Here is a 14548-nt window from a genome sequence, read left to right as displayed (position 1 = left end):
TACTCAAAAAAACGGAGTTCGTAGTATATAATATTGACGAGGTGATACAATGCTTGTATTAAAAGATATTATTAAAGACTATCCTGTTGGCGATCGCCAATTTCGTGCTTTAAATAAAGTAAATATGGAACTCCATAAAGGAGAATTTGTTGCAATACTAGGTCCATCTGGATGTGGTAAAACAACTACGCTAAACATTGTTGGTGGGCTCGATCGATACACCAGCGGTGATTTAATCATTAATGGAACATCCACGAGAGATTTTAAAGAAAAAGATTGGGATGCGTATCGAAACAACTCGATTGGGTTTGTCTTTCAAAGCTACAACTTAATCAATCATTTAAGCGTTTTAGATAACGTCGAACTTGGTATGACATTATCCGGTGTCGCACCAAAAGAACGAAAAGAACGGGCGATTAAAGTTCTAAAACGAGTTGGTCTAGAAAATCAAATCCACAAATCCCCAACCAAATTATCCGGTGGTGAAAAACAACGAGTTGCGATTGCGCGTGCGTTGTTAAACGATCCCGATATTATTTTAGCCGATGAACCTACGGGTGCCCTTGATTCATCGACAGCCCATGAGATTCTCAATCTAATCAAAGAAGTCGGAAAAGATAAACTCATCATCATGGTTACTCATGCACGCATGTATGCGGACGAATATGCATCACGCACGATTGAATTAAAAGATGGAGAAATTGTTCATGACACTGGTTCAACCGTTGAAGCGGATAAAAATGAAGGGTATGAACCCAATAAAACGGCAATGAACTTCTGGACGGCTCTAAAGTTATCCTTTAACAATCTCCGCACCAAAAAATTCCGTACGACGATTACCGCACTAGCGTCAAGCATTGGGATTATTGGGGTTGGTCTGGTGTTGTCCATCTCCAATGGATTTAGTCGTCAACTGGATGAAGTCGAACAGGATCAATTGGTTGGCTTACCAATTCTGATTGGCCGTGAAGAAATGCAGATCGGCTTTGATCGAGCAGGAGCGACCTCCTATATTCCTGAGGGAGCCGAAGAGAATGAAATTGTTGTATATGATCCCGATATGGCTGTGCATACCAACTTGTTTACCGAAAACTTCTTAAATCATCTGGCATTACTCAATGAAGACGTATACACCAATATGCATTTTGAATATGGATACACACCTACCTTGATTACAGAACGAGATGGGGTTCCTGAGATTGTTGAACTCCAAGACTTAGGATTTAGTACCTTTATTGTTCCTGAAGAGGAACTAGGTGAGTATTATACCGTTAAAGCAGGAACTCTACCGCAAAATCAATATGAGGTTGTTCTGCAAATGGATGAGTGGAATGTCGTTGAAAAAGAAGTCATTGAAGCACTGGGATATGATTCCACAGAAACTCTTTACTATGAAGATGTCCTTGGAAAAGAATTATATGTCGCCTTAAATGACGATTTATATATTGAACAAGGTGGGATCTTCTTACCCAACTACGGCGAACTAGAAACCGTAGCCGATAACGGCGTTACCGTCACGATAGTTGGGTTGGTGGAAGCAACTGGAGATACGGTTCAGTACAGCAATGGTGGTATCAAATACTTGTACGAGTTAAAAACAACACTTCTGCAGGCCAATGCTGGTTCAACCATATGTACAACCCAATTAAACAGCGATACCAGTATTTTTGACTTAACCAATGTCACCGAAGAACAAAAAGAGATGCTACTATCCTTCTTAGGATGTAACACCTCCAATCCGTTCTTGATTCAAATATATACCGATAGTGTCGAACACAAAGAAGCGATTAAGAATCATATTGCCGTTTACAACGAAGGCAAAGATGTCGATGATAAAATCTTTGAAACCGATCTTGCTGAAGCAATCGGTGAAACCCTCGGAACATTAATCACTTCCGTGAGTGTTGTTCTAACCGCGTTTGCCTCGATTTCCCTTGTTGTTAGTAGTGTCATGATCGGGGTTATCATTTACATCAGTGTTCTCGAACGAACCAAAGAAATTGGGATTATCCGTTCTCTAGGTGGACGTAAAAAAGACATCAGTCGTGTCTTTAATGCAGAAAGTGTCATTATTGGTGCTTTTGCTGGATTGCTTGGTATTGCGATTACCTTTGTCCTAACCTTCCCGATCAACTCGATTGCGGTAAACTACGATGAATCCCTTGCTAATGTAGCCCAAGTAAATGTGTTGCATCTTATTCTATTAGTAATTGCATCGACAATTCTTACGTTTATCGGTGGATTTATTCCAAGCCGAATCGCGGCGAAGAAAGATCCTGTTGAAGCATTACGCGTTGATTAATGAAAAAAAGATTGGACTATTCCAATCTTTTTCATTTGTGAAATTTTAAGACACACAGTCCATCAATACCATCGGTAAACCAGGCATTGTTGGTTTTCATGAAGTGATCATATACGGCTTGGACGTACTCTTTATCTTCTATAACATCCACCGCCATAATGTCATAGGTATCGTCTTCCATATCAAATGTTATGTCGAGTGCTCCATGTTCTTTAATGTACTTGATTTTTCCAGTATCGGTTTTTGATAAAGCCACAAAATCACCTTCGAATACATCGTAATGAAATACCCCTTTTGCGTTTTCATGTCGGAACTTAATTAATTTATCACTCATCAGTCTCTCCTTATGGTTTACTAGTTCTATTATAATATATTTTTAAGAAATGTGTATCGCAATACAACAATTCCATAAAAAAAGCCTTTTGCAAGGCTTTTTGTAATTACTGAATAAAACCAAAAATCTCATCGCTGCCTAAGTACTCTTCGAATACATCCATTTGATTGACGCGAGCCAATAATGGATATGCATCATATGGATAATCATCAAGATTGTCCACATCACCAATGTTCAAGAAGATGACTTCAATGTCACTACTTTGAACAAACTCAAGCATGATTTCTTCCAGTTCTATACATGCACTACAAGTGGGACTGTATACGTATACGAAGTATTCATGTTCCCCCATATGAAGTGCTTCATCCCAACTGTATACATGAACGAAATCGCTGTAGATTGTTTCGGTTGCATCACCAGTTCCCGTTTCGGTATCGGGATCGACAACTTCAGGATCAACAGGTTCGACTTCTTCATCGGGATAATCGTACTCACGACTTTCACCGATCTGAACTTGATTGAGAATCGTTTCCGGATCATCTAAGAGTGATACCATAACAAATTTGGAACTGATGGTAAATAGGTAATCACTGATGAATTTGGATTTATATACATAGGTATCATAACTGTTGGATTCACTGTGTTCGACCCAACCACGTTCACTGATTTCACCGTCTTCAATGTCCAAGTTTAACACGAGGACACCGGTGTTATAACGATACCACCAATTGTCTTCGGTACTACCATATTCATAACGGTTGTATGGCAGTGCGATGATTCCTTTATCGACCGATACAACTAAATCTTTGTGGTTGTATAAGGTGCTTGTCCACATATATGAATTATCAGAGTATGGATAGATAAGTTCACTTGCTACAACAGCTTCTGTTTTATCGGATACATCATACAATGAGATTTTTAATCCATTGGTTCCACCATCGTTATCACCATATCCAATACCTAAGATGTAATCTTCATTGATGGGTTGTAGGTAATCACTAAATCCAGGTATGATAAGTTCACTTAATTTAACAGGGTTTGCTGGATCACTTAAGTCAATGACATAGAATGGGTCGGTCCGTAAGAAGGTAACAACATAGGCATAATCACCAACGAAGCGAACGCTTTGAACGCTTTCTCCAGGCTTGCCAATACCTTCTAAGGTACTGACAACATTCAAGTCTTCATCGAGGACATAGAGGCGGTTGTTGATTTCATTTTCGGTAGCATCTTCCATCCACCATCCCCACCACCAGTTAAATTCGGTGGTTACGAGGCGTAAATATCCATTGTGTTCATCAAAGGCAAATTGATCCAATCCAGAACCGGGAACACTGGTTTCTGCTACAAAATCAACAATTCCATCATTAATTGATAACTTCATAATGCTAGTACTGATTTCATAAGGATTATCATCAATCTCATCCAAGGCTTCTTCATCATCTGCCTCAACAGCTTCTTCAACAGCTACCAATACATCCATATTGAAATTCCAAGAAGTACCTGTGAAATAAATATTATTGGTAGAGACATACATGTTGTATCCACCTTCACCAAGAACGACTTCCGTAGATACTTCTTTGGTTTCTAAATTAATTCCAAAGAAACTGGTGAAGTTGTATGGTTGGGTACCATCCATATATAGAATATCTTCATAGTCTAAGAATACATCTTGACCATTGACGTTATACGATGGTAAATATTGATCCAAATCAAAGTTTTCATCGGTTTCAGCTAGGTAGAATGGGATGTATTCATTGGTAACGAAGTACATGTTATCATCAATTTTACGAGAACCAACAAAATATCCGCTCATTTGGTATTCGTTTACTAGTGAGAAATCCGCTTTGTCATATTCAAATACATGTGTTGTTGTCGTACTGCGATAATACCAACATTCTTGATAATAGATATCATCTTCAGTAGTCACATCACCTTCTTCATCGATCTTTTCATCATAGTAGACGTCACACGCATAATCGTATGAATGGCCAACAATTAATAGACGTTCCTCATCCACATAGAGTCCGGTGAAGTAGAAGTAATCGTGATCTCCTTGTAATTCATCAAAGGTGATTTCTTCCACCAAGGCCATATTGTTGATACCCGATTCTATCGTATAGGCAAGAACAATTTGAACCTTATTATAATTGGTAATGTACAAGTATTTTCCATCGGTTAATACATTGTCCATTTCATCGACACCTTCAACTTGATTATTGGTTTCCGAATAATCATCACTGCCTTGTTCATCATTGGTAGCAGTCGGTGCGTCTTCTGCAGTAGCATCGAATTCCATATCAACCCAACCTCCACGGGTCGCGATGAATGGCGATGCGCTGTCATACCGTTCATTGAAATCAGCGACTAAACTCATTAAGTCGTCACTGCTTGTAAATTGTGCTTCTGTAGGTGTGGTATCATCATTTTCCACACATAAATCTCCCACTAAGTGGAAGCCTTCACTACAGTATTCTGGAATTACTATCTTACCTTCATTTAAGGCGTTACAACCGGTAAGAAATAACAATCCAAGTACTGCTATTAATAGTCGTCTCATAGAGAACCTCCTAATCAATTTCTTCACACTTACATTTTACAATGTACAAATTTAAATGCAATCGATTTTGATTAAACTACATAAATAATGCGATGACTTGCAATGAAATTCACACACTTGTATGTATGCAAACAAAAACATAAAAATGTTACAATGTCATTTGTATTGTATAGATAAAAGTGATATAATAACGATGTTATTTAGGAACTTTATAATTAGGAAGGAAATAACTATGAGCAAACGTATCGCAATTATTGGAACCGGTCCTTCAGGGATGGCAGCAGCCCAAGTGTTAGCAAGTGATGGGTACAACGTCACAATGTATGAAAAACATGATCGTCCTGGTGGAATACTAATGTATGGAATCCCACAAATGAAATTAAATAAAAACAACGTCTTAAAGAAAGCTCAAATTTTACAAGATCTCGGTGTCGAGTTCATCTTGAATACCAACGTCACCAAAGAAGATGTCGCCAATACAATATCAAGCGAGTACGATGCTGTATTATTAGCAACCGGTGCCGAAAAAGCACGCGACATCAGCATTGATGGACGACAACTCAGCAATATCTTTTTCGCAATGGAGTATCTAACCGACAATACGAAACATCTTCTAGATGGATCCCCACTCAAAATCGATGCCAAAGGAAAAAATGTTGTCATCATTGGTGGTGGAGATACTGCAAATGATTGTGTTGCTACAGCGCTCAGTCAAGGCGCAAAATCCGTACGACAATTAGAGATTAGCCCCAAAGATCAACCACGGAAAAAGAACTCGTACGATTTTGACGAAGATGAAATTCGTTTATACCAAAAAACCGCCGTTAAGTTCATTGATTGCGATGGAGAAGGTTGTGTTGCCAAGGTTGTCACCGATCAAGTTGATTTTGTTCGTGATGAGAATGGAACGAAGATTGAATTCAATAATCTCAATGGAGAAATGGAAGCGGACTTAGTATTTGTCGCCATCGGGTTTTTAGGTCCCTTAGAAGAAGCACTTGACGCATTTGATGTGGAACTGGACCGCAGTGTTCACAATAAAGATACCGACGTCTTTACAACCAACAAAGAAAACATCTTTATTTGCGGTGATGCACGCCGTGGCCAAAGCTTAATTAAATGGGCCATCGGTGAAGGAAAAATGGCTGCACTTGCAATTGAACGATACTTACAATAAACGCCTAAATGTAGGCGTTTTTTAACAGGAGGAACCATGGGAAAATTATATTCTAAACACAGTTATTTGGAACTGCCACATAGTTTGTATGCACGGTTGGAAAAATCACAGACGACACAGTATGCAATTCGCTATTTAAATGATGCGGTTGTTAATGATTTTAACATCCTCTTACAAGAAGACGATATGATGATTATAAATGGGAACCATGACGATCTTTTTGCCATGGCTTATGCCGGACATCAGTATGGTCACTTTACTATGCTTGGAGATGGTCGAGCGATGATGCTTGGTGAATTACATCATCAGAATCAACGCTATGATGTTCACGTCAAAGGATCTGGACCAACCCCATTCTCACGTCGTGGCGATGGATATGCGACCATGTTGTCCTCGTTAAAAGAATATCTTATGAGTGAAGCCTTGTATCAACTCGGTGTTCCGACCACACGTCCGTTTGCTGTTTTAGATACCAATCAAACTGTATATCGTGACATACCTCAAGATGGTTCAATGTTGATTCGTATCGGAAAATCACACATTCGTGTCGGTACCGTGGAGTATGCACGTGCTCTCCAAGAACCCACGATTCTACAGTCGCTTCTCGATTATGCTATTGATCGCCTTTATCCTGAGATAAAGAACTCGAACAAACTGTATCTAGCCTTGTTTGATCAGGTTGTCAAACGTCAAGCAGAACTCGTTGCGAAATGGCAGTCTCTCGGATTTGTCCATGGGGTATTAAATACCGATAACGTTCTGTTATCAGGAGAAACGATTGATTATGGTCCCTGTGCTTTTTTGGATGAGTATGATCCATCATTAACATTTTCATCGATTGATCGAAATGGTCGTTATTCCTATCAAAAACAACCCTACATTACCTCGTGGAACCTATCAAAACTAGCTGCAGCAATGGTAACATTAATTGATCCAGATGAATCAAATGCAATTGATTTACTCAATCAATCCCTCGCAGAATTTGAGATGTTATATACGCAATACTACTATGAACATATGGCCAAGAAATTAGGATTAGTTCCGATGCAAGAGAGTGATAAAAAGCTGATCGATGAACTGTTGGAACTGATGCAACGAAATAAAGTAGATTATACCAATACATTTTATCAGTTAACCTGCAATGACTATGATTCGCTACCGTTTTCGATGGTGGAGTGGACCCTCTTTCATGATAAATGGATCAAACGAGAACCCAAACATGACATCATGAAACAAGTAAATCCCGTCGTTATTCCCCGTAATCATCTCGTATTGCAAGCGATTGAACAAGCTGCGTTTGATGACAATGATGAATTGTTTAGAACGTTAATCGATGTATACAAAGACCCCTATAATTATGACCGTGATGTGAATCCCAAGTTTCAAGAACCAAATCCAAACAAAGAACGATTTGTTACGTATTGTGGAACGTAATTATGATATAATAGACACCATGGAGGTGGCTGTATGAAATTTATTTCATGGAATGTAAATGGCCTTCGAGCTTGTATGAAAAAAGGATTTGCATCTTTCTTTGAAGAACAGGATGCGGATTTCGTATGTCTTCAAGAAACAAAAATGCAACAACATCAGAAAGAGTTTGCCTTTGAGGGTTATCATGAATTTTGGAATGATGCAGATCGTAAAGGGTACTCAGGTACGTTGATCTACACCAAACACGAACCCTTGCACGTCCAATATGGATTGAATGATGGGGCCTATAATGACGAAGGTCGAATCATCACCTTAGAATACGATTCCTTTTATCTGGTGAATACCTATGTCCCCAATGTCAAACGTGATTTATCCCGGATTCCCTATCGGATGACGTATGAAGATCGTGTCCGTGCCTATTACGTGGAACTTTCACAGTCAAAACCTGTCATTCTTTGTGGGGACTTAAATGTTGCCCATAATGAAATTGATTTAAAAAACGATAAATCCAACATTGGAAACGCTGGATTTACCGATGAAGAACGGGGCAAATTCAACGAACTACTCGATGCCGGATTTACTGATACTTTCCGTCATCTATATCCAACAAAAGAACAATACTCGTGGTGGAGTTACATGTTTAAATCTCGTGAGAAAAATGTTGGGTGGCGGATTGATTATTTTGTTGTATCCAATCGATTAGTCCCCTATGTTCAGGATAGTATCATTCTCGATCACGTTCTTGGTAGTGATCATTGTCCCGTGTTACTACACATTGATCTGTAAGGAGTTGCTATGGAATTTATTGAACTGTTAAAAACCATCCTTCTAGGTATTGTTGAAGGAATTACAGAATGGTTACCAATCAGTAGTACCGGCCATATGATATTGCTCGATGAGTGGATTCAACTCCAAGCCTCTGATGCGTTTAAAGAGATGTTCTTGGTTGTGATTCAACTAGGTGCAATTCTTGCTGTAGTTGTGCTCTATTTTGAGCGCTTAAATCCATTCAGTGCCAAGAAATCTACTTCTGAGAAGAAACAAACGTTTGACACGTGGTTTAAAGTTATCGTTGGGGTTATTCCTGCTGCTGTACTAGGGTTATTATTTGACGACTGGTTAAATGATCATCTATATAATTATATAACTGTCGCAATTACCTTGATTCTTTATGGGGCATTATTTATTGTCATCGAGACCACGCATCAAACCAAAGAACAAACGATTACATCGATGAAAGATTTATCCTATAAAACTGCATTCTTGATTGGACTGTTTCAAGTCCTATCTCTAATCCCAGGGACATCACGCAGTGGTGCCACCATCCTTGGTGGGATTATTCTTGGTGGTAGTCGGGTTGTCGCCGCAGAGTTTTCATTCTTCCTATCCATCCCAGTGATGTTTGGTGCAAGCTTCTTAAAGTTGTACAAGTTTGGATTTAACTTTACCGGAGTTGAAATCGTTACACTAGCCATTGGAATGGTTACCGCATTTATCGTTTCCATCATTGCCATCAAGTTCCTTCTTGGTTATATCAAAAACCATGATTTCAAAGTCTTTGGATACTACCGAATTGTCCTTGGAGTTCTGGTTGTTATCTATTTCTTATTCCAATGAAAAAGCAGCCGAAGCTGCTTTTTTTAAATAAATTTGTCTTCGATAACTCGCTCTGCGTCATCATCGGAAAGGTTTAGTTCACCACGATCTTTTAAATCTTTAATCATCGTCGCATAGAATTTTTCATCAATTTTAAATAGCTTACGATAGATGATGTAACTTGCAATAATTAACAGTAGGGGAAGAATCAACATCGATGCCTTTAACAGTTCGACACCACCAGCAGGCAATAAACTGGGATCACCATCCGCATCATTAATTCCCGATATGATCGCCACTGCACCAACAATACCGGTGGCGATTGCACCACCAATTTTATTAATAAATGGTTGGACACTGAAGGTGATTCCTTCATTGCGTCGTCCGAGTTTCCATTGGCCGTACTCAATACAGTCAGCCAGGAATAAATACATCAATACCTGAATCAATGCTTGGCCGATAAAGAGGAATAAACCGGCGGGACCAATTACCAACATATTCATTGGTGCGAAGTAGAAGATGATGTATCCAATAAAGACGAATATCGTACCAAAGGTAAATAATTGTCCTCGGGTAAATCGTTTACTGATTAATGGGAATAAGGCAAGGGTACCGAGTTGCGAAACACCAAGGACAAGGGCGAAGATCGAATACATCCCTTCATCTTCAAAGGCGTAGATGAAATAGTATAATCCAAAGGATGTGGTTGTGACATACCCAATCATAAATACTGACATCGCAATGGCTAAGGCAAGAAGTTGATCGTTATTACGCAAGGTATGAAGCAATCCAGATAACGTTGTTTTCTCCTGTTCAACAAACAATCCTTTTGGTTCTTTAACACCAAATAACGTGACCGATTGGCCAACCCACATAATCGCGACAATCGCAATGGTAAAAATGAAATATGCTTGGGTCATACTACCGGTTGTAGCTTCCAAAGCTTTGGTAATCGGTACGATTCCCACGACAACGCTAAAGAGTCCAATGTTGGCAAAAATCCGAGCGACACCCATCATTTTACCACGATCTCGTTGCGATACACTAAGCGATGGCAACATCGCCCAATAGGAGATGTCATTGGTCGTAAACGCGACACCCCATCCGACATAGACCAAAGCAAACAATGCGATAAAGGCACCGTTTGTTAAACCGAAATCCGTGAAGAGGAGAATGGTAAACAACCCGGATGTCAAAGCACCAAATGCAATCCATGGTTTGAATTTTCCCCATCGTGATTTGGTATTATCAACGATGGTTCCCATAATGGGGTCGTTGACGGCATCAAAGACACGGGCACCAACGATGATAAAGGTTATCCACCACATGGTGGCATTGCTTAATGTTAAAACTTCTGTTAAGTAGACAATTAAATACATACTGACAAGGGAATATAGCATATCCCGGCCAATGGTTCCAAAACCAAAGGTAAAAATATTGCGTTTCAAGTGATTGTTCATAGGGTTATCCTTTCAGAATGATGGCTTCGTATGGTTGTAAAACACCATTAAAGCGAGTGGTATTGTAATTGCTAATCAGAACATCTCCGCGGTAGGAGATGGTCCGTTTTTTAGTACTAAAATTAACGGCTATAATATAGGCTTCTTGTTCATCGTAACGACGGAAGATGAAGACGTGTTTATCGATATACATCTTCTCAAAGTCACCATATATCAACGTTTGATCATTATTTCTAAGATGAATCAGTGTTTGATAGTACGACCAGATAGTGCCTTCTTGATGAAACTGATTTGCAACATTGATTGTGTGATAATTGCTGTTTACTTTCAACCACGGTTGTACAGTTGAAAAACCGCCGTATTCCGAATCACTCCACTGCATTGGCGTACGAACATTATCACGGGATGATTTGAAGATCATCCGCCATCGCAACCATTTAGGAAGATGAAATCGTCCGAGGAATCGATAGACATTGTGACTTTCCACATCTTGAATATCGTCCATGGATTGAAAATCAAAATTTGTCATACCGATTTCTTGACCTTGATAGATAAACGGTGTTCCTTTTAAGGAGAATAATAAGGTAGCGAGCATCGTTGCGGATTCCATCCAATAACGTGTATCATCACCAAAGCGACTAACACTACGCAGTTGATCATGGTTTTCAAAATAATTCGCATTCCAATGAAGTTCCTTTTGCCATTTTGATAGGGTTTCAAAGAATACTTTTTTCTGGAATTTACGTTTAAACCACTTAACGAAGTATTGATCTGCCTCCATGTGTTCAAACGAGAAAATCATATCGAGTTCCTTGCGAGAGGGATCACATAAGTCTCGCGCCATTTTTGGTGTTACAAGGACGGTTTCTCCCACGGTGAAACAATCGTAGTGATCCAAGACATCACGCCGAAGTTCTTGAAGAATCTCGTGATTTCCTTCTTGGGATAGATAGTGTTCCAATCCTTTTAAGACCAATTGTCGTTTTCCGTCTTCTAGTGATGATTTGAAAATGATATTAATCACGTCACAACGGAAGCCGTGAACACCGCGATCCAACCAACATTTTATGATGTCTTTTACTTCTTCAATAACGGCTTTATTATGATAGTTTAAATCAGGTTGTTCAGTCGCGAATAGATGAAGATAATATTGCTTTCTCATGTCATCATATTGCCATGCTTCTCCGGCAAAGAACGATGTCCAATTGTTTGGAGGACCACCATCTTTACCATCTCGCCAAATGTAATAATCGGTGTATGGATCAATTCGCTGTCGACTTTTTTGAAACCATTCGTGTTGATCACTATTATGGTTAATGACCAGATCCATAACAATTTTGATACCACGTTTTTCTGCTTCGACGATTAATTGATCCATATCCGCCATTGTTCCAAATAATGGATCAATATCTTTATAATCAGCTATGTCATATCCATTGTCTTTCTGTGGCGATTTGTATACTGGCGATAACCATAATACACCAATCCCCAGGGCTGTCAAATAATCGAGTTTCTCGATGATTCCAGGGATGTCCCCCATGCCATCGTGATTGCTATCGTTGAAACTACGAGGATAGACTTGATAAACGGTTTGTTCTTGCCACCAATGTCCCATAATATACCTCCCTTATACTCATGTTCTATTATATCACTAGTTTTGCACTTATTCGCTGAATTTTTCGAGAAAGTGGTATAATAAGAAGCGAGGTGATACCATGAACAAATGCTTAATTGTTGTCGACTATCAAAACGATTTTATTGATGGTGCCCTTGGTTTTGATGGTGCCCTTAATATCAAAGACGCCATCATTAACAAGATTACTCAAGTAAAACAAGACGGAGGGGATGTCATCTTTACAAAAGACACCCATACCGAGGACTACTTGGATACGGAAGAAGGACAACACCTACCAGTCATTCATTGCGTAGAAGGAACAACCGGTCATGCATTGCAAGAAGATGTGGATGCATTACGGGAAAACACCGATGTCGAATTTATTAAATATAGTTTTCCGTCATTAGAACTTGGTAACTATCTAGCAACCAAGGACTATGAGGTTATTGAACTATGTGGACTCGTTTCCAATATCTGTGTTCTGAGCAATGCTGTCATTGCCAAAAGTGCACTACCCAATGCCCACATTGTTGTCGATGCACAAGCAACCGCAAGCTTTGATTCCAACTTACATGAACAAGCACTCAATATCCTAGAAGGAATTCACGTAGAGGTAATCAATCGATGAAATCATTACAGTTAACAATGCTTACTGATTTTTATGAACTCACCATGGCATACGGCTACTATAAAAGCTGTCGTAAAGATGAAATGGTGTGTTTTGATTTGTTCTTCCGTGATAATCCAGACAATGGTGGATATAGTATTTTTGCGGGACTAGAATCGATTATTCAACACATTGAAAACTTTCGTTTTGTCGACGAAGACATCGAATATTTACGGAACCGTGATATGTTTTCAGATGACTTTTTGGAATACCTAAGAAACCTCCGATTCACCGGAGATGTCGAATCCTTCTTAGAAGGAAGCGTCATGTTTCCCTATGAACCGATTATCACCGTTAAAGCACCAATTATTGAGGCACAACTACTGGAAACCTATCTTTTGCAAGTAGTAAACCATCAAAGTCTGATTGCTACAAAAGCCTCACGTATCAAACAATCTGCCAAACACCGTTTAGTCTTAGAGATGGGAGCACGACGAGCACATGGTGCATCCAGTAGTGTTCTAGGTGCACGGGCGGCGTCCATTGGTGGAATCGACGCGACTAGTAATGTTTTAGCGGATCAGTTATACGGTGTGAAGGCCCTTGGTACAATGGCCCATTCCTGGGTCCAATTATTTGATACCGAGTATGAAGCGTTTAAAACCTATGCCGAAATTTATCCGACCAACTGCACCTTACTCGTAGACACGTATGATACGCTGAAAAGTGGGATACCAAACGCCATCAAAGTTATTAAAGAATTGTTGGTACCCAAAGGTGTCAATCACTATTCAATTCGAATCGATTCTGGGGATCTAACGTACTTAACCAAAAAAGCGCGTAAGATGTTGGACGATGCCGGACTGGAAAATTGTCATATCGTTGTCAGTAATGCGCTGGATGAATACTTAATCAAGGATCTCTTGAATCAAGGTGCACCAATCGATATTTTCGGGGTTGGTGAACGGTTAATTACTGCAAAAAGTGATCCTGTTTTTGGTGCCGTATATAAACTTGCAGCAATATCGAAAAACGGGACTATTCAACCAACAATTAAAATCAGTGAAAACGTCGATAAAATAACGACACCCCATTATAAAAACGTCTATCGAATCGTTGATGAAAACGGAAAATTCGAAGCCGATTTAATCACGTTACACGATGAAGTAATCGATACATCAAAACCGTTGACCATTTTCGATCCAAAACATCCTTGGAAATCCAAAACATTTGATACTTACGAACTAGTACCGATGTTGCAACCCATTTTCAGAAATGGAAAACTCGTTTACGATCAACCGGAACTGGATGAAATCATTACCTACGCGAAAGATCAAAAAGAAAAACTGTGGGATGAAGTTAAACGTTTTGAATATCCCCACAAATATTATGTAGACTTATCAAAACCATTATATGACTTAAAACAAAAAATGATTCAATCAGCAATCAAGAAAGGGTGATTC

Annotated in this window: 11 protein-coding genes; 7 read left to right on the top strand and 4 right to left on the bottom strand. The window is 39.3% G+C overall.

All coding sequences use genetic code 11. From position 1 onward, the window contains the following. Nucleotides 1-49 precede the first annotated feature (49 nt). The gene (locus G4Z02_RS02430) at nucleotides 50-2302 is read left to right on the top strand and encodes an ABC transporter ATP-binding protein/permease (RefSeq protein ID WP_258878272.1); all 2253 of its coding nucleotides are present in this window, start codon (nucleotides 50-52) and stop codon (nucleotides 2300-2302) included. 31 nt (nucleotides 2303-2333) lie between these two features. Here the strand turns inward: G4Z02_RS02430 and G4Z02_RS02425 are convergent, their stop codons facing one another. Both G4Z02_RS02425 and G4Z02_RS02420 read right to left on the bottom strand, forming a co-directional pair. Further along, nucleotides 2334-2636, bottom strand: a complete 303-nt coding sequence (locus tag G4Z02_RS02425) for a hypothetical protein (RefSeq protein WP_258878271.1) — start codon at nucleotides 2634-2636, stop codon at nucleotides 2334-2336. 106 nt (nucleotides 2637-2742) lie between these two features. After that, nucleotides 2743-5196: a beta-propeller domain-containing protein gene (locus tag G4Z02_RS02420; RefSeq protein WP_258878270.1), complete on the bottom strand. Its 2454-nt coding sequence runs from the start codon at nucleotides 5194-5196 to the stop codon at nucleotides 2743-2745. A gap of 232 nt (nucleotides 5197-5428) precedes the next feature. Here G4Z02_RS02420 and G4Z02_RS02415 point away from each other — a divergent pair, with 232 nt between their 5' ends. Genes G4Z02_RS02415 through G4Z02_RS02400 form a run of 4 tightly spaced genes read left to right on the top strand, consistent with a single transcriptional unit; the run spans nucleotide 5429 to nucleotide 9424 of the window. Beyond that, nucleotides 5429-6373: an FAD-dependent oxidoreductase gene (locus G4Z02_RS02415; protein WP_258878269.1), complete on the top strand. Its 945-nt coding sequence runs from the start codon at nucleotides 5429-5431 to the stop codon at nucleotides 6371-6373. A 36-nt stretch (nucleotides 6374-6409) separates the two neighbouring features. Next, the gene (locus G4Z02_RS02410; protein WP_258878268.1) at nucleotides 6410-7807 is read left to right on the top strand and encodes a protein adenylyltransferase SelO; all 1398 of its coding nucleotides are present in this window, start codon (nucleotides 6410-6412) and stop codon (nucleotides 7805-7807) included. 33 nt (nucleotides 7808-7840) lie between these two features. Next, nucleotides 7841-8593: an exodeoxyribonuclease III gene (locus tag G4Z02_RS02405; RefSeq protein WP_258878267.1), complete on the top strand. Its 753-nt coding sequence runs from the start codon at nucleotides 7841-7843 to the stop codon at nucleotides 8591-8593. 9 nt (nucleotides 8594-8602) lie between these two features. Then, nucleotides 8603-9424, top strand: coding sequence for an undecaprenyl-diphosphate phosphatase (locus tag G4Z02_RS02400; protein WP_258878266.1), 822 nt, complete (start codon nucleotides 8603-8605; stop codon nucleotides 9422-9424). Between the two features lie 23 nt (nucleotides 9425-9447). Here the strand turns inward: G4Z02_RS02400 and G4Z02_RS02395 are convergent, their stop codons facing one another. Both G4Z02_RS02395 and G4Z02_RS02390 read right to left on the bottom strand, forming a co-directional pair. Beyond that, nucleotides 9448-10851, bottom strand: a complete 1404-nt coding sequence (locus tag G4Z02_RS02395; protein ID WP_258878697.1) for a glycoside-pentoside-hexuronide (GPH):cation symporter — start codon at nucleotides 10849-10851, stop codon at nucleotides 9448-9450. A gap of 16 nt (nucleotides 10852-10867) precedes the next feature. Next, nucleotides 10868-12478 (bottom strand): alpha-glucosidase, encoded by a 1611-nt coding sequence (locus G4Z02_RS02390; RefSeq protein ID WP_258878265.1) that lies wholly within the window; start codon nucleotides 12476-12478, stop codon nucleotides 10868-10870. A 100-nt stretch (nucleotides 12479-12578) separates the two neighbouring features. On the opposite strand from G4Z02_RS02390, the gene G4Z02_RS02385 reads away from it, so the two are divergent. Together G4Z02_RS02385 and G4Z02_RS02380 are read left to right on the top strand one after the other, a co-directional pair. Next, nucleotides 12579-13106 carry a cysteine hydrolase family protein gene (locus G4Z02_RS02385; RefSeq protein WP_258878264.1) on the top strand — a complete coding sequence of 176 codons (528 nt, stop codon included), beginning with the start codon at nucleotides 12579-12581 and terminating at the stop codon, nucleotides 13104-13106. Further along, complete coding sequence (locus G4Z02_RS02380; protein WP_258878263.1) at nucleotides 13103-14545, top strand: nicotinate phosphoribosyltransferase; 1443 nt, start codon at nucleotides 13103-13105, stop codon at nucleotides 14543-14545. The genes G4Z02_RS02385 and G4Z02_RS02380 overlap by 4 nt, the downstream gene beginning before the upstream one ends. Nucleotides 14546-14548: the final 3 nt, after the last annotated feature.

This window comes from Candidatus Xianfuyuplasma coldseepsis (assembly GCF_014023125.1).
Lineage (GTDB): Bacteria > Bacillota_I > Bacilli_A > Izemoplasmatales > Izemoplasmataceae > Xianfuyuplasma > Xianfuyuplasma coldseepsis.
This window is presented reverse-complemented; position numbering and strand designations above follow the sequence as displayed.